This is a genomic window from Pseudomonas profundi (genome assembly GCF_008638305.1).
Classification (GTDB): domain Bacteria; phylum Pseudomonadota; class Gammaproteobacteria; order Pseudomonadales; family Pseudomonadaceae; genus Halopseudomonas; species Halopseudomonas profundi.
On sequence record NZ_VTPZ01000001.1, the window covers coordinates 607,752 to 624,270 of the forward strand.

A 16,519-nucleotide genomic window follows, 5' to 3' on the forward strand; every position below is an offset into this window, starting at 1 on the left:
CCCCGGAACCCTTCGCATGAAAGCTGGCCCCACTCGCCGTTCGAGCCGCCAACCATGGATGATCATCGTCGCCCTGTTGATAGCCGCCGCCCTCGCCTGGTTTTTCTGGTTCGCACCGGATAACCGTACCCCTGAGTTCACCAGCACAACAGTTGGCCGCGGAAATATCGAAGACAGCATCACTGCCTTGGGCACCCTCGAGCCGCTCAATTATGTTGATGTCGGCACCCAGGTGTCCGGCCAGCTACTGGAATTGCACGTGGAGCTTGGCGACCAGGTCGAGGAAGGCCAGTTACTCGCCGAAATCGACCCGACGGTATATCTCGCCCGAGTGGAAGCCAGCGAAGCGCAGCTGGCCAACCTGCGCGCACAACTGGCGGACCGGGAATCGCAGCAAACCCTCGCCCGACTGCAGGCCGAGCGCCAGCGCAACTTGATGAAAGTTGACGCCACCAGCAAGGAATCACTGGAAGTCGCCGAAGCCGAGTTGCGATCGGCAAGCGCTCAAATTGAGGCGATCAAGGCGCAGATACGCCAGACCGAGTCCGCACTCAAGGGTGATCAGGCCGACCTCAATTACACGCGCATCTATGCACCTATGGCAGGCACCGTGGTTCAGCAGCTGGCCAATCAGGGGCAAACGCTCAACGCCAACCAGACCGCCCCGATCGTGGTCCAGATTGCCGACCTGGATACCATGACCGTGCGTACCCAGGTATCCGAAGCGGACATCAGCAAGCTTGAAGTCGGTATGCATGCGTATTTTTCAACACTGGGCCAGCCAGACCGGCGCTGGGAAGGCACGCTACGGCAAATCCTGCCAACCCCTGAAGTAATCAATAACGTGGTGCTGTTCAACGCCCTGTTCGACGTACCCAACCCCGACCGCGAGTTGCTGCCGCAGATGAGTGCGCAGGTGTATTTCGTACGCGCCTCGGCCGAGGATGTGTTGACCCTGCCGGTCTCTGCGCTGCGGCAAACCAGCTCCGACACGGGCAACCCAGGCGCACCCGGGCGACCCTATGAGGTGAAGGTGGTTGACGCACAGGGCCGACCGCAGCCGCGCAATATCCGTGTGGGCATTCGCAACCGCGTCATGGCGCAGGTGCTGGATGGGCTGGCAGTAGGCGATGAGGTCGTTACCGGCGGCCTGCAGCCCGTGCCTGAAACCAGTCAGCCACGTGGCGGACGGTTCCGCTGATGGCCGACCCCTTGATTCGCCTGGAACAGCTGACCAGAACCTACCGCAACGGCGAGTTGGCGACCACCGTGTTGCACGGCGTTTCGCTGGATATCGAAGAAGGCGAGTTTGTCGCCATCATGGGCGCGTCGGGTTCCGGCAAGTCCACGCTGATGCACTTGCTCGGTTGCCTCGATAAACCCACCAGCGGACGCTACCTGTTCGCCGGTGAAGACATCGCGCAGCTCGACCGAGACGCCCTGGCCAGCCTGCGGCGCAAGACCTTCGGTTTCATATTTCAGAGCTATCACCTGATTGCCTCGGCCACGGCGACCGAGAACGTGGAGGTGCCAGCGATCTATGCCGGCATGCCGCGCGACGTGCGCCATGCCCGCGCCGAACAGCTGCTGGCCGAACTGGGTTTGGGCGAGCGCCTCGGCAACCGACCCAATCAGCTTTCAGGCGGGCAGCAACAACGGGTGTCGATTGCCCGCGCCCTGATGAACGACGCTCGGGTCATCCTGGCTGACGAGCCCACCGGCGCACTGGATAGTCAAAGTGGCAAGGACGTACTGGCGCTGCTCAAACAGCTGCATGAACGCGGCAAGACGGTGATCGTGATCACCCACGATCGCGAAGTAGCCAGCCATGCCGACCGACTCATAGAGATTCGCGACGGCCATATCCTGAGCGACAGCGGTAAGGCTGATACCGGGCAATCACCGAGCGGGACAGCCGAGTCTGTTGCAACTGACGATGACGTCGATACCACCCGCCGCGCTGCGCTGGCCGATACTGGCGAGGCGGTGCGCATGGCGTTGCGTGCATTGCAGGCCAACCTGTTTCGTACTGTGCTGACCTTGCTGGGGATCGTCATTGGCGTAGCTTCGGTCGTGGTGATGCTGGCCGTCGGTAACGGCGCGCGCCAGGAAGTGCTCGATCGCATCAGCTCAATGGGAACCAATCTGCTGCTGGTGCGCCCCGGCGCGCCCAACACTCGCCGCTCGGCGGACGGTCAGACCAGCACGCTGATGCCCGCCGATGCCGAACTGACAGCGCAGCTGGATAACGTTGTGGTCGCGGTGCCTGAGATGAATGGCCGCGCCACGGCGCGCGCGGGCAACAATGACTATCAGACGCAGATAACCGCCACCAGTCCGGATCTGCCCATGGCGCGGGATTGGGGCGTGAGCAGCGGCGTGTTCATCAACGAAGAAGATAACCAGCGTTACGCCGCCGTCGCCGTGCTCGGCAAGACCGTCGTAACCAACCTGTTCGGCGCCGACGGCGATCCCATCGGAGAGTACATCCTGATCAACAACGTGCCGTTCCAGGTCATTGGTGTAATGGCAGAACGCGGCGCGGCGCCGTGGGGCGCGGATCAGGATGATGTGGTTTTCGTACCGCTGAATACCGGCAGCCTGAGGCTGATCGGCCAGCGCCACCTCAATTCGATCACCATCATGATGGATGATCTGGCCCAGGCCGAACTGACCCAGGAAGCGGCCCGCCAGGTCATTTTGCAGGCCCACGGCGAAGTAGAGGATTTCCAGATCCGCAACATGGCCTCGTTGCTGGAGAACGTCGCCGAAACGCAGAATACCTTCACCATCCTGCTCGGCTCTATTGCTGCGGTATCGCTGTTGGTGGGCGGTATCGGGGTGATGAATATCATGCTGGTGAACGTTACCGAGCGCACCCGGGAGATCGGCATCCGCATGGCCACCGGTGCGCGCACGCGGCACATCCTGCAGCAGTTTATCGTCGAGGCGCTGGTGGTATCGGCTATCGGTGGCGCGCTGGGTGTGATCGGCGGGCTGGCTTTCGCCGCAGGGCTGCAGGCGCTGGGAACGGCCATACAGTTCACCACCGGCCCGGTGGTACTGGCCTTCGCCTGCGCCTTCGCCACCGGCCTGATTTTCGGTTACATGCCCGCGCACAAAGCCGCGCATCTCGATCCAGTGGTGGCCCTCAGTGCAGACTAGATTTTTCGCTCCGATTATTCTGTCGGCGGCGCTCGCCGGCTGCAGTCTCAACACGCCGATCCCGGAAGCCGGGGTCTCGGTTCCGTCGGGATGGAACAGCGCCCCCTCCCACAGCACCTGGCCGGCTGATGACTGGTGGCAGCGTTACGAGTCCGCGCCACTTGAACAACTGATGCAACGTGCCCGTGCCGGCAATCTGGATCTTGCCAGCGCTGCCAGCCGCTTGTTACAGGCCGATGCACAACTGCGCCAGAGCGGCGCCGCCCTGCTTCCACAGCTGGGCGCCGGGCTCTCAGCCAACCGCAGCGACACCCTGCGCAGCGACGAGAATGGCGACACCGGCCGCGACTTGTATAGCGCCACGCTGAATGCCAGCTATGAAATCGACTTTTGGGGACGCAACCGCGCCCTGGTCGACTCCGCCCAGGCCAGTCTGCAGGCCAGCCGTTTTGACAGGGACACCCTCGCGTTGAGTATTGATGCCAGCGTAGCCAGCACCTGGTTTCAGTTGCTGGAAAATCAACGTCGTCTGATGCTGGCGCGCGACAGCCTGGACATCGCAGAACGTGTATTGGAACTGGTCGAGGCACGCTATCGCTATGGCGCAGCGGACAGCCTGGAAGTCAGCCAGCAGCGTACGCTGGTCGCCCAGCTTCAGGCCTCACTACCGGATCTGGAACAGTCCGGCCTGCAACTGAGTAACAGCCTCGCTCTGCTGCTCGGAGCCAGCCCGAACGCAGCATTGCCGACGCCCGGCTCTCTGGAACAGATTGAACCGCCAGAAATTGGCGCAGGTTTGCCCATTGAATTGTTGACCAGACGTCCCGACATCCGCGCCAGCGAAGCGCGTCTGGTCGCTGCCAACGCGGATCTGACCGCCGCGCGGGCCGCCCTGCTGCCGGGCATCCAGTTAACCGGCCAGTTTGGCGCGCAGAGCCTGGCGCTATCCGGCCTGCTGAGCAACCCGGCAAGCGCCTGGAGCCTGGCCGCCGGACTTACCCAGCCGATTTTTCAGGGCGGACGTTTGCGCGCGCAGATCGATCTGAGCGAAGCGCGGCAGGAAGAACTGCTGATCGATTACCGGCGCACCCTGCTCTCCGCGCTGGGCGACGTGGATACCGCTCTGGGCGCAGTTCAGCAAGCACGCATCCGCCACAGCTACCTGCAACAGGCAAACGATGAGGCCGAGCTGGCGTTCAATCTGGCCGAAACGCGCTACCGCGCCGGGGCCATCACGCTGCAAACCTTGCTGGACACACAGCGCACCTGGTACCAGAGCCAGGACAATCTGGTCCAACAGCGCTCTAGCTGGCTGCAGGCGACCGTAGATCTGTACCGCGCGCTGGGTGGCGGTTGGTCGGAGGGAGCGGTAAGCTACGCGCCTTGATTTCCGGAGGAGCAATAGTGGCAACGACCCTGCGCCTGGCGACGCTGAATGATAGCCAGTTCCAGCTGCACGAGCAGGAACTGACGCAGGTCTGTGCCCAACTGACGCGTCTGGATGCTCTGTGCAAAAGCCTCGGGGTGATCCCGCTCAGCCAGTTCGTCGACGTCACCGCGCTGGAATTCCGCGAGGCGGCTGAGCTGCTCGGTGGCCAGGCCCCGGCACGCGTCGAGCCTGATCCGCTCACCGGACTCCCCTACGGTCTCGAAGACATGAGCTGGAGCCCCATCACAGCGGGCATGACCAGCATCGAAGCTCTGACTGGACACCTGCAACGCAATCGACCGCGTGAATTGCCCGGTGCCGACATCCCCGCACTTTCGGCTGAGCTTCGCTATTGCGAGCAGGTACTGGCACCACTGGAACCCGAGGGTGGTCAGTTTCATCTGGCCGCAGATTGAAGAGCGCGCAGCGCCGCTGACGTCTCTTGAAATACATGCGAGGTCCAATTCTCCCCGCTAACGGCCTAAGCTACTGGTTCTGAAATCGCACCAGGTTAGCTATGAACGACCTCGCCCGCATCGTCTATGTCAGCCGTGCCACCTTCACGGCCAGCTCTGACGCGGTCAGGCCTGAAAAAGACGGGTCTGGCAGCGTCGCCGCAGACGCGATCGCGCTCGACAGCCATGTTGCGGAGATTCTGCGAACGTCACGCGCCGCCAACCTGCGCGACGGCCTGGTGGGAATGCTGTATTACCGTGACGGGTGTTTCATGCAGTGCATCGAAGGCGAGCGGCGCAAGGTTCACAAGCTGTACCGCAGATTACTGAAAGACCGTCGCCATCGGGATCTCAAGCTTCTGGTCAGCGAGCCCGTTGACCGTCTGGCTTTTCCCGAATGGCCGATGAAATTCGTACCCGATGATAATTACATGCAAGCGCTGCTGACCGAGCATGGATTCGAGCAATTCGATCCCTATCGCTTTGATCACTTTCTTGTCGAGCGCGTATTGGAGCTGATGCAGGGACTGGCAGACCCCACGATGAACGAGCCTGCTGCCGCACCCTCCCTGCCCGCCCGCGACACTGATTCACCCCGCCAGCATCCAACGCCCGCGACAGCCGACGATGCCGCCAGGCTTCGCCGTGATCGCATGGCAATGGGCATCAGCCTGCTCGCACTGGGCGTCAGCCTGGCCAATCTCGCCTACGTCATTGCCAAGGTCTGAGCCATTCAGCGTAGCTGATGCGCCGATCATCATCTGATGAATATCAGCAGCACCCAATCCCAGGCTTTGCCATAGTACTTGCCCCACACTGGTGGTTACCGAACGGAGCAGGCATGGCCAACATCGAACAACGTATCCTCGAGGTTAACGGCATTGAGCTCAGTGTCCATATCGCCGGGCCGGCGGACGGCCAGCCGGTGTGGCTGCTGCATGGTTTCCCTGAGTGCTGGTATTCCTGGCGGCATCAGATCGACATGTTGGCTGCAGAAGGTTACCGCGTTCATGCGCCGGAGATGCGCGGCTATGGTCGCAGCAGCGCCCCCGACGCACCGGAGCAATACGACATTATCACCCTGTGCGGTGACATCCAGGCTGCGATGGATCTACTTGGGCTGGATAAGGTAGCCATGGTCGGGCACGACTGGGGCGCCCTGGTGGCCTGGCATCTCGCGCTGCTTGAACCCACACGGATCCAGGCGCTGTGCTGTATGTCGGTGCCCTTCGCTGGCCGACCCAGAATGCCAGCCATTCACAAGATGCGTGAACTTTTCGCGGACCGCTTCCATTACATCGTCTACTTTCAGGAAATCGGGCCGGCTGAACGGGAGCTGGAGGCGGATATTGCCCGCACGCTGCGCCTGGTCATGCACGGTCTGTCCAGCAACACCACAGCACCTGGTGAAGGGCTGATACAGAACAAGCCGGCCGGCTCCGGCTGGCTCGAAGGCCTGCAGGATCCGGGTGAGCCGCCAGCCTGGTGCCCGCCGGACGCTTTCGCGGTCTATCTGGACAGTTACCAGCGCAGCGGATTCCACGGCCCACTCAACTGGTATCGCAACTTCGAACGCAGCTGGGAACGCACCGAACATCTGGCAGGCAAGACGGTGGATCAACCCACGCTGTTCCTCATCGGCGACCGCGATCAGGTCGGACAGCTCGAAGCGCACACCATCAAGCGAATGCCGTCCGTTGTGCCGAAGGTGGAGCAACATGTCATTCCCGACTGCGGTCACTGGATCCAGGCGGAGAAACCCGAACCGGTAAACCAACTGTTGCTCAGCTTCCTGCAGAAGTATTTTTCCGCCTGACGGCAGCTGCAGTGCCGCTGCGCGGGCTGGCCAGCGGCGCGTCCAGGCTGTAAAGTACGCGCCGCTGCCAATCCCGGCAGCATGGGTTCCCTAACCCCATCAACTAAAAAGGTCTCTGCATGCACAACCTGTCGTTGCCGCGTCGTCGCGGCGTTCTCGCCATTCTTATCGCGTTCCACATTCTCATCATCATCGCCAGTAACTATCTGGTGCAGTTGCCGATGAGTATTTTCGGCTGGCAAACCACCTGGGGTGCATTCAGCTTCCCGTTCATTTTCCTGGCGACTGATTTGACCGTTCGCTTACTCGGCAAGACGCCGGCGCGTCAGGTCATCTCCCGCGTCATGCTTCCAGCGCTGGTGGCTTCCTACGTGGTATCGGTGCTGTTCCAGGAGGGTGCTTTCCGCGGCCTGGGATCTCTGACCGAGTTCAATGAATTCGTGCTGCGCATCTCGCTCGCCAGCTTCGTTGCCTACGTCCTGGGCCAGTTCCTGGATATCCAGGTCTTCGACAGGCTGCGTCGCTTGCCGCAATGGTGGGTCGCGCCGAGCCTGTCTACAGTATTCGGCAACTTGCTGGACACCTATGCGTTCTTCTCGGTCGCTTTCTGGCAGAGCAGCAACGCCTTCATGGCTGAACACTGGCTGGAAATCGCCACCGTGGACTATGTGATCAAGCTGCTCGTCAGTCTGGTGCTGTTCGTGCCGCTCTACGGTTTGCTGCTCAAAGGCATCATGCGCATGATCGCAGGAAACAAGCCCGCCACGGCGTGAACGCAATGCCAGCCAGGCCACAAACAGGCTATTGGCGCATTGCTAGACTATGGCGATCAACAGCAAGGATGCTGCGTCATGTCCCGATTTCTGTTCACGCTGTGCGCCTGCGCACTCGTCGTCCGTTCCGCTATCGCCGCAGATTGCCCTGACTGGGCTGCACCCCGCGCTGCCGCGGAAATCCAGCAACTGGGCCGCCAGATTAACGTCTGGGACCAGGCCTATCGTGAGCGCGGGGTCTCGCTGATTGCCGATGAGCTCTACGATCAGGCACTCGATCGACTGGCGCGCTGGCAAAACTGCTTTCCTCACACTCCAACGACCCAGACCTATCGCCTGCGCGCCGGCAAGGTCGCACATCCGGTAGCCCAGACGGGGCTGGCCAAACTCGCCGATGAGGAACAACTGAAGCTGTGGGTCGCGCCGCGCAGCGGCCTGTGGGTCCAACCCAAAGTCGATGGTGTAGCCGTTACACTGGTATATCGGGACGGCCAACTGAGTCAGGCAATCAGCCGCGGCGACGGTTGGCAGGGACAGGACTGGACAGACGCCGTGCGCTCGCTGCCGGCCGTTCCAGCGCACTGGCCGCAACGACAGCATCTGGTGCTGCAGGGCGAACTCTACTGGCGACTCGAAGACCATGTTCAATCGCGCAACGGCGGTGTGAACGCCCGCAGTACGGTAGCCGGATTACTCCAGCGCAAGCAGCTCGACGAGGCTCAGCGTGCCGGCATCGGTCTGTTTGTCTGGGACTGGCCGGACGGGCCTGAAGCCATGTCCGAGCGGCTGCGGATAATGACCTCCGCAGGACTGGATACCGCCGAATATAGTCATCCGATTGAGTCAGCCGCACAGGCCATCGAATGGCGGCAGCGTTGGTTCAATCAGCCCCTGCCCTTCGCAACCGACGGCGTAGTGCTGCGCCAGAATGCACGGCCCGAACCATCCAGCTGGCAAGCCGAACCACCCGGCTGGGCTGCTGCGTGGAAGTATCCGCCGCAGCGTGCCCTGGCGCAGGTTATCGATGTCGAGTTTCGAATTGGCCGCACAGGGCGCATCACGCCGGTGCTGGAGCTGGAGCCCACATCGCTAGACGACCGCATTATTCGCCGGGTCAGTGCCGGCTCGCTGCAACGCTGGCGAGAACTGGACATTGGCCCCGGCGACCTGATCTCCATACGCCTGGCCGGCCAGACGATTCCGCAGGTAGAGCATCTGATAACCAAAGCCTCCCAACCTACCGCACTTGCCGCGCCACCTCAGGCCGACTACCACGCACTGAGTTGCTGGCAGGCCAGTGAAGGCTGCCGCGGCCAGTTTCTGGCCCGGCTGAGCTGGCTTGGGGGTGAAAACGGGCTGGATTTGCAAGGAGTCGGACCCGGCACCTGGGAATGTCTGATCGACACAGGTGCCGTATCCGGATTGCTTGACTGGCTGGCACTGCCTGAGGCGACGGCACAGGCGTGTGACGCAAAGATAGCAGCCAAGCTTGCGCCAGCCCGACAGCGTCGCTTCAGCACATGGCTCAGGGCGTTATCGCTACCTGCCAGTGGCAGCGCCCAGCTTCCTGACAATTGGAACGCCCTGCAGCGCATGAGCTCGACCGAGTGGCAAGCGCAGCGCGGAATCGGTCCGACCCGCGCCCGCCAACTCATCGAATTCACAGCTCATCTACACATCACAGGCCTCGCCGAGCGTCTGGCAGATGCCGGCATTGACGGGTTTCAGCCGGTTATTCAGCAGTCAGGTACGACGAGCGGGTCAGCCCCAGGCGCAGCGCATCGATAAAGCGGGCGCGCTCGACAGCGCTCAGGCGTGCTCCTGACACCTTGTCCCGGTATTTCGTGACCAGCTCGTCAGGCTCGAAATGCACATACTTGAGCATGTCCTCGATAGTGTCATGGGTCTCGATGCCGCCATGCACCACCTTGCCGTCAGGGCGCAGATAGACGTTCACCGAATCGGTATCCCCGAACAGGTTGTGCATGTCGCCGAGGATTTCCTGGTACGCACCGACCATGAAAATGCCCAGCAGGTAATCCTCGCCCTCACGCAGGTCATGCACCGGCAGGCTGTTTTCGATGCTCTGCTCATCCACGTAGTGGCGGATCTTGCCGTCGGAGTCACAGGTGAGATCCTGCAGCACCGCCCGCCGCAGGGGCTCTTCCTCCAGCCGGTTGAGTGGCATGATCGGCAGTACCTGATCGATTGCCCAGGTGTCCGGCAGGCTCTGGAATACCGAGAAATTGCAGATGTATTTATCTGACATCTTGTCGTTGAGTTCGTCCAGCACCTGGCGATGCGAACGCTGGCGCGCCTTGAGCAGGGTATGCAGGCGCGTGCACAGCGCGTAATAACACTGTTCGGCGAGCGCTTTCTGGGCCAGCCCGATGCGGCCTTCGGCATATTGCGCCGCCACATCAGCGATGTAATGGGTGGCGCGCCAGTAGGTTTCGGTGACCATTTCAATGTCATTCTGCCCGAGCAAGCCGACCAGGTTGCGGATCACCTGGGGCAGCTCCTCCGGGTTCTCGATTGGCGGGACGGTATCGTTGTGCCGCTCCACATCGGTGACCTGCACCACCAGGACCGCATGGTGCGCGCTCATAGCGCGTCCGCTTTCGGAAAAGATATGCGGATGCGGCAGGCCCTGCTCATCGCAGAAATCCTTGAGCATCGATACCACGGTATGCGCGTACTCGCCGACGTCATAGTTGATCGAGCTGGCGTTGCGTGAATGGGTACCGTCGTAATCCACGCCCAGACCGCCGCCCACATCGATATGGTCGACCGGCAGACCCAGTGCGCGCAGCTCGCCAAAGTAGCGAATCGCTTCGCGGAAACCATGCTGGTAATCAGCAAGGTTGGCGATTTGCGAGCCCATATGGAAATGCAGCAAGCGCACGCCATCCTGCAGGCCGGCCTCACGGAACCGATCCACCACGCGTAACAGCTGCGCCGCAGACAAGCCGAACTTCGACTTTTCGCCACCGGTATCGGCCCACTTGCTGGATGCCAGGGACGACAAACGCACCCGCAGACCCACCTGCGGGATCACGCCCAGCGCCTCGGCCTCTTCTATGACCAGACGCACCTCGGACTCTTTCTCGATCACGATGAACACATTGTGTCCGAGCTTCTGGCCGATCAGTGCCAGATTGATGAACTCACGATCCTTGTAGCCATTACAGACGATGGTGCCGCCCTTGGGTGCCAGGGCCAGGACTGCCATCAGCTCAGGCTTGGATCCGGCTTCCAGACCAATGGACACATTTTCAGTGGCGATAATGTTTTCAACTACCGCCTCCTGCTGATTCACCTTGATCGGATACAACGCGGTATAGCTGCTGCTGTACTCCAACTCGGCGATGTGCCGATCAAATGCGCCGGTCAGCTGGCGCACACGGTCTTGCAGGATATCCGGGAAACGGATCAACAAGGGCAGATCCAGCCCGCTGTCGCGCAGCTGCGCTACCAGTTCATGCAGATCAATCGAATGGCCCTCGGGCCCGCGCGGCATGACTTCAACATGCCCCTGCTCGTTGGCGTTGAAGTAGCCCGCACCCCAGTGACGTATTCCGTAGACGCTCCGGCTATCGCCCACCGTCCAGGCCGATGCATCTTCTTTACGTGAACGCCGCTGTGAAACCATCGAGCATACCTCTACAAGTTGGGAAATCTGCGCATAGGATAAAGCAAATGCGTCATAGCTGCGCCGCTAGAACAGCCCCCAGATCTCCTGACCAATCTTTTTTCCACCTCCACATCCCGCGCTTGGGCCAACGGTCTGAACCCGGGGAACCGGCTCACCCCTTATCGCTCTAAACACCGCTAATTTACTCGGACGCAGCCGTTTCAAGCACAGTCGGATGACATAAATATTTAACAGCTATAAATATTCAAATTCGATGTATCAGGCCTGTAAGTGGCGCGAATGTTGGGTTGAGATAAATTTTTCGATGTGTTTTTATAGAAAAAGAATTCAATCGTAAATAAAGGCAAGCCTTTGACCCCGACACCCTTTACGCTTCGCCGCCCGGACGATACGGACGGTTTTGCAGTTAACAGCCTAGTAGAACGTTGCAAGCCACTGGACACTAACTCTGTCTATTGCAACCTCCTCCAGTGCAGCGATTTCGCCGACACGTCCATCGCCGCCGAGAATGCACAGGGAGAGCTGGTCGGTTTCATCTCCGGTTATCGCCCCCCGTCCCGCCCCGACACCCTGTTTATCTGGCAGGTCGCTGTAGACAGCAGCACACGGGGACAGGGCCTTGCACTGAAAATGCTGATGGGCTTGATCGAACGCGTCGCCCCCGAAGGCGTGCACTGGCTGGAAACCACCATCTCGCCTGGCAACGACGCCTCGGAAGCACTCTTCAAGAAGGCGTTCAGACAGCTCGGCGTCGAATACAGCACCCGCGTGGTCTTCAGCCGCGCCACCCATTTCAATGGCCTGCATGATGACGAAGTGCTTTATCGCGCCGGCCCGTTCAACTTTCAAATTGCCTAAAAAGCTCCAGGAGCCAACATGAAAAACTTCGAACAGTTCGAAAAACATGAGTCCGGAATCCGCAGCTACTGCCGTTCATTCCCCGTCGTATTCAATCAGGCACGGGGCGCAGAGCTCTTCACCCGTGACGGCAAGGCCTACATCGACTTCCTCGCCGGCGCAGGTACCCTCAATTACGGGCACAACAACCCCGTATTGAAGAAAGCACTCATCGAATATCTGGAAGCTGACGGCCTGACCCACGGTCTGGATATGTATACCGAAGCCAAGGAACGTTTCCTCGAAACCTTCCACCGCGTCATCCTTGAGCCGCGCGGCATGGGCGATTTCGTTGTGCAGTTCAGCGGCCCTACCGGTTCCAACTCGGTTGAAGCCGCCCTGAAACTGGCGCGCAAGGTCACTGGCCGCAAAAACGTCATCAGCTTCACCAATGGTTTCCATGGCTGCACCATCGGTGCCCTGGCTGCCACTGGTAATGGTCACCACCGGGGCGCCGCCGGCGTACCGCTGACCGATGTCAGCCGCATGCCGTATGCCAACTATTTTGGCGACAAGGTCAACACCGTTTCCATGATGGACAAGCTGTTGAGCGACCCGAGCAGCGGCGTCGACAAGCCTGCTGCAGTGATCGTCGAAGTCGTCCAGGGCGAAGGCGGTCTGAACGCTGCTTCCGCCGAGTGGATGCGCAAACTCGAGAAGCTGTGCCGCAAACATGAAATGCTGCTGATCGTTGATGACATCCAGGCGGGTTGCGGCCGCACCGGTACCTTCTTCAGCTTTGAAGAGATGGGTATCAAGCCGGACATTATTACGCTGTCCAAGTCACTCAGCGGTTACGGCCTCCCCTTCGCAGTAGTCGTCATGCGTCGTGAGCTGGACCAGTGGGAGCCGGGCGAGCACAACGGCACGTTCCGCGGCAACAACCACGCCTTCGTCACTGCTGCCGCTGCCTTCGAGCATTTCTGGACCACCGATGAATTTGCCAAGAGCGTTCAGGCCAAGGGCAAGATCATCAAGGAGCGCATGCAGAAGATCGTGCGCAAGCATGGCCCCGACTCACTGTTCGTCAAGGGTCGCGGCATGATGCTCGGCATCAGCTGCCCCGACGGTGAAACCGCTGCAGCGGTATGCCGTGAAGCCTTTGAGCACGGTCTGGTGATCGAAACCAGTGGTAATCATAGCCAGGTCGTCAAGTGCCTGTGCCCGCTGGTCATCACCGAAGAGCAGATCGACAAGGCCATGACTATTCTGGATGCGGCATTCGCTACCGTATTCAGCGAACAAGTTGAAACTCAAGCATCCTGAGGAAACACCGAATGATCGTACGTCAGCTGAAAGATTGTGAGAATTCCGAGCGCAAGGTCGTCACCGAGACCTGGGACAGCACCCGGATGATTCTCAAGGAAGACAAGATGGGTTTCTCTTTCAACATCACCACCATCTATGCCAACACCGAGACTCATATCTGGTATCAGAACCATCTTGAGTCGGTGTACTGCATGAGCGGAAACGGCGAAATTGAAACTTTGTCCGATGGCAAGGTCTACCCCATCGAGCCAGGTACGCTTTACATCCTGGACCAGCACGATGAGCACATGCTACGAGGCGGCACCGAGGACATGAAAATGGCCTGCGTGTTCAACCCGCCGCTAAGTGGCAAGGAAGTACATGACGAGAACGGCGTTTACCCGGCCGACATAGAGGAAAACGCCCCTTAAAAATCGAATAGGAGGACCAATGTTCGCTGATTTGTATCCATCACGTGAGCACGATCAACCCAGCTGGCACGAACGGCTAGACCCGGTACTCTACCGGCGCGACCTGCACAATGCGCCGATCAGTGCCGAACAGATGGCCAGCTTTGAGCGCGATGGTTATTTGGTATTACCGGAAGTATTCAGCGCCCGTGAAGTTGAAGTATTCAAGCGGGAGCTGTACCGGATCAGTCAGACACAGGAAGTCCTTGATTCGCCTGCAGCCATACAGGAACCGGACAGCGGCGCACTGCGCTCGCTGTTCGCGATCCACCGGAGCAATCCGTTGTTTTCCCGGGTAGCGCAGGACGAGCGGATTGCTGGTATTGCCCGCTTCATACTCGGCGGTGACATCTATGTTCACCAGTCGCGACTGAATCTCAAACCGGGATTCAAGGGCAAGGAGTTTTTCTGGCACTCCGATTTTGAAACATGGCACGTCGAAGACGGCTTGCCGCGGATGCGTACAGTCAGCTTCTCGATCCTGCTGACCGATAACCATCCGTTCAACGGACCGTTGATGCTGATTCCCGGCTCGCACAAGCAATACATCAGTTGTGTAGGCAAGACGCCGGAAAATCACTATCAGAGATCACTGCGCAAACAGGAACTGGGCGTACCGGACGAAGGCAGCCTCCAGGAACTGTTTCAGAGCAAGGGCGTAGATATGGCCACCGGGCCGGCCGGCTCGGTTGTACTGTTCGACTGCAACACCTTGCATGGGTCCAATAGCAACATCACGCCCAGCCCGCGCAGCAACCTGTTCTTTGTTTACAACCATGTAGACAACTTGCCGGTTGAACCTTTTGGCAAGGTGCCACCGCGACCGGACTTTGTAGCTGAACGCGGACAAGTCGAGCCGCTGCAGATAGCTCCGCAGCAGTATGACTGAGGGCAGGAGCCCTCGCCTCTCCCCGATGGGTAGAGACGACATTCACCAAGAAAAGAAACCAGGATTATGCATACAGTAGAAAAAATCGGCGGCACTTCAATGAGCCGCTTTGATGAAGTACTGAACACCATTTTCATTGGCGACCGTGAAAAAGCCGAGCTTTACCACCGGGTATTTGTCGTCTCTGCCTATTCAGGCATGACAAACATGCTGCTTGAGCACAAGAAAACCGGTGAGCCCGGCGTCTACGAGCGTTTTGCCGATGCGCAGAATGAGGATGCCTGGCTGGACGCGCTGGACGCTGTGCTGAGCAACATGAAGCAGAAAAATGCCGACCTGTTCTCCAGCGAGTATGAGCGTCAGGCCGCTGACCGCTTTATCGAAGGCCGCATCAGCGACGTTCGGGATTGCATGGTCAGCCTGCAGCAGCTGTGCACCTATGGTCACTTCCAGCTGACCGAGCATCTGATGAAGGTGCGCGAAATGCTCGCCGCATTGGGCGAAGCACACAGCGCGTTCAATACCGTGCTTGCGCTGAAAAAGCGCGGTGTGAACGCCCGTCTGGTCGACCTTACCGGCTGGAACCAGAGCGAGCCGAAGCAGTTCCAGCAGATGATCAAGGACAGCTTCGCCGGCATCGACCTGAACAAGGAACTGGTTGTCGCGACCGGTTATACCCATTGCTCCGAAGGGTTGATGAACACCTTTGACCGTGGCTACAGCGAAATCACTTTCGCTCAGATCGCCGCGACCACGGGTGCGCACGAGGCCATCATCCACAAGGAATATCACCTTTCCAGCGCTGATCCGAATCTGGTTGGCGTCGACAAGGTAGTGACCATTGGCCGCACCAATTACGACGTGGCCGATCAGTTGTCCAACCTGGGTATGGAAGCCATCCATCCCAAGGCAGCACGCACGCTGCGTCGTGCCGGCATTCAGCTGCGTATCAAGAATGCCTTTGAGCCGGATCACGGCGGCACACTGATCAGCCAGGACTATTGCAGTGAGAAGCCCTGCGTCGAGATCATCGCCGGCCGCAAGGATGTATTCGGTCTCGAGGTCTTCGACCAGGAGATGCTCGGCGATGTGGCCTACGATATCGAGATTACCAAGCTGCTCAAGCAGCTGAAGCTCTATGTCGTCAACAAGGATTCTGACGCCAACAGCATCACCTACTACGCATCGGGCTCGCGCAAGCTCATCAACCGTGCCTCACGGCTGATCGAGGAGCGTTATCCCATGGCTGAAGTACGGGTGCACAATATCGCCATCGTCTCGGCGATTGGCTCGGATCTCAAGGTCAAGGGCATACTCGCCAAGACCGTCGCCGCATTGGCTAGTGCCGGCATCAGCATCCAGGCGATTCACCAGTCGATTCGCCAGGTCGAGATGCAGTGCGTCATCAATGAAGATGATTACGACGCTGCAGTCGACGCGCTGCACAAGGCGCTGATCGAGCCGGAGAATCACGGGGACGTCATAGTCGCTGCCTGATACGATCCGCAAAAAGCCCGGCATTCGCCGGGCTTTTCTATGTCTGCCATTCAAGCTGAAATTGTAACGCCCTGCGCTATGCCAGAGGCCGCAGCACCAAACCCCGTCGGCGCGCAGGCGCACGCCAACCCCAGAAAAACCCCAGCGGCGCCTGCATCCTGGGGGTGTAGCGCGCCTGCGCTACGCCAAAGCCGTGCGACAACACCGCCCTCCGAAACCAACCCC

13 protein-coding genes and 1 pseudogene are annotated in these 16,519 nt (G+C 59.8%); 13 read left to right on the plus strand and 1 reads right to left on the minus strand.

Features of this window, described 5'->3' with window-relative positions:
• Nucleotides 1-16: 16 nt before the first annotated feature.
• The 8 genes and pseudogenes from FZE95_RS02715 to ligB form a co-directional block, all read left to right on the plus strand.
• On the plus strand, nt 17-1,201 hold the full coding sequence (locus FZE95_RS02715) for an efflux RND transporter periplasmic adaptor subunit (protein WP_150299258.1): 1,185 nt from the start codon (nt 17-19) through the stop codon (nt 1,199-1,201).
• Complete coding sequence (locus FZE95_RS02720) at nt 1,201-3,165, plus strand: MacB family efflux pump subunit (protein ID WP_150299259.1); 1,965 nt, start codon at nt 1,201-1,203, stop codon at nt 3,163-3,165. Before FZE95_RS02715 ends, FZE95_RS02720 begins: the two co-directional genes overlap by 1 nt.
• Complete coding sequence (locus tag FZE95_RS02725) at nt 3,155-4,552, plus strand: efflux transporter outer membrane subunit (RefSeq protein ID WP_190324468.1); 1,398 nt, start codon at nt 3,155-3,157, stop codon at nt 4,550-4,552. The genes FZE95_RS02720 and FZE95_RS02725 overlap by 11 nt, the downstream gene beginning before the upstream one ends.
• 17 nt (nt 4,553-4,569) lie before the next feature.
• Complete coding sequence (locus tag FZE95_RS02730) at nt 4,570-5,010, plus strand: hypothetical protein (protein ID WP_150299261.1); 441 nt, start codon at nt 4,570-4,572, stop codon at nt 5,008-5,010.
• A 101-nt stretch (nt 5,011-5,111) separates the two neighbouring features.
• A complete protein-coding gene (locus tag FZE95_RS02735) occupies nt 5,112-5,777 on the plus strand; it encodes a BLUF domain-containing protein (RefSeq protein ID WP_150299262.1) in 666 nt (221 codons plus the stop codon).
• Between the two features lie 113 nt (nt 5,778-5,890).
• Nucleotides 5,891-6,865 (plus strand): alpha/beta fold hydrolase, encoded by a 975-nt coding sequence (locus FZE95_RS02740; RefSeq protein ID WP_150299263.1) that lies wholly within the window; start codon nt 5,891-5,893, stop codon nt 6,863-6,865.
• 119 nt (nt 6,866-6,984) lie between these two features.
• A complete protein-coding gene (locus FZE95_RS02745; RefSeq protein WP_150299264.1) occupies nt 6,985-7,638 on the plus strand; it encodes a 7-cyano-7-deazaguanine/7-aminomethyl-7-deazaguanine transporter in 654 nt (217 codons plus the stop codon).
• Nucleotides 7,639-7,716: 78 nt separating this feature from the next.
• Nucleotides 7,717-9,363: pseudogene (gene ligB / locus FZE95_RS02750) on the plus strand (NAD-dependent DNA ligase LigB); the annotation flags it as partial.
• Nucleotides 9,364-9,370: 7 nt separating this feature from the next.
• Here ligB and speA read toward each other — a convergent pair.
• The gene (gene speA / locus FZE95_RS02755; RefSeq protein ID WP_150299266.1) at nt 9,371-11,290 is read right to left on the minus strand and encodes an arginine decarboxylase; all 1,920 of its coding nucleotides are present in this window, start codon (nt 11,288-11,290) and stop codon (nt 9,371-9,373) included.
• Between the two features lie 354 nt (nt 11,291-11,644).
• Here speA and ectA point away from each other — a divergent pair, with 354 nt between their 5' ends.
• The 5 genes from ectA (at nt 11,645) to FZE95_RS02780 (ending at nt 16,294) form a co-directional block, all read left to right on the plus strand.
• The gene (gene ectA, locus FZE95_RS02760; RefSeq protein ID WP_150299267.1) at nt 11,645-12,151 is read left to right on the plus strand and encodes a diaminobutyrate acetyltransferase; all 507 of its coding nucleotides are present in this window, start codon (nt 11,645-11,647) and stop codon (nt 12,149-12,151) included.
• Between the two features lie 18 nt (nt 12,152-12,169).
• On the plus strand, nt 12,170-13,456 hold the full coding sequence (gene ectB, locus FZE95_RS02765) for a diaminobutyrate--2-oxoglutarate transaminase (RefSeq protein ID WP_150299268.1): 1,287 nt from the start codon (nt 12,170-12,172) through the stop codon (nt 13,454-13,456).
• A gap of 11 nt (nt 13,457-13,467) precedes the next feature.
• Nucleotides 13,468-13,869, plus strand: a complete 402-nt coding sequence (locus FZE95_RS02770; protein ID WP_150299269.1) for an ectoine synthase — start codon at nt 13,468-13,470, stop codon at nt 13,867-13,869.
• Nucleotides 13,870-13,888: 19 nt separating this feature from the next.
• Nucleotides 13,889-14,797 carry an ectoine hydroxylase gene (gene thpD, locus FZE95_RS02775; RefSeq protein ID WP_150299270.1) on the plus strand — a complete coding sequence of 303 codons (909 nt, stop codon included), beginning with the start codon at nt 13,889-13,891 and terminating at the stop codon, nt 14,795-14,797.
• 66 nt (nt 14,798-14,863) lie between these two features.
• A complete protein-coding gene (locus FZE95_RS02780; protein ID WP_150299271.1) occupies nt 14,864-16,294 on the plus strand; it encodes an aspartate kinase in 1,431 nt (476 codons plus the stop codon).
• The last annotated feature ends 225 nt before the right edge of the window (nt 16,295-16,519 follow it).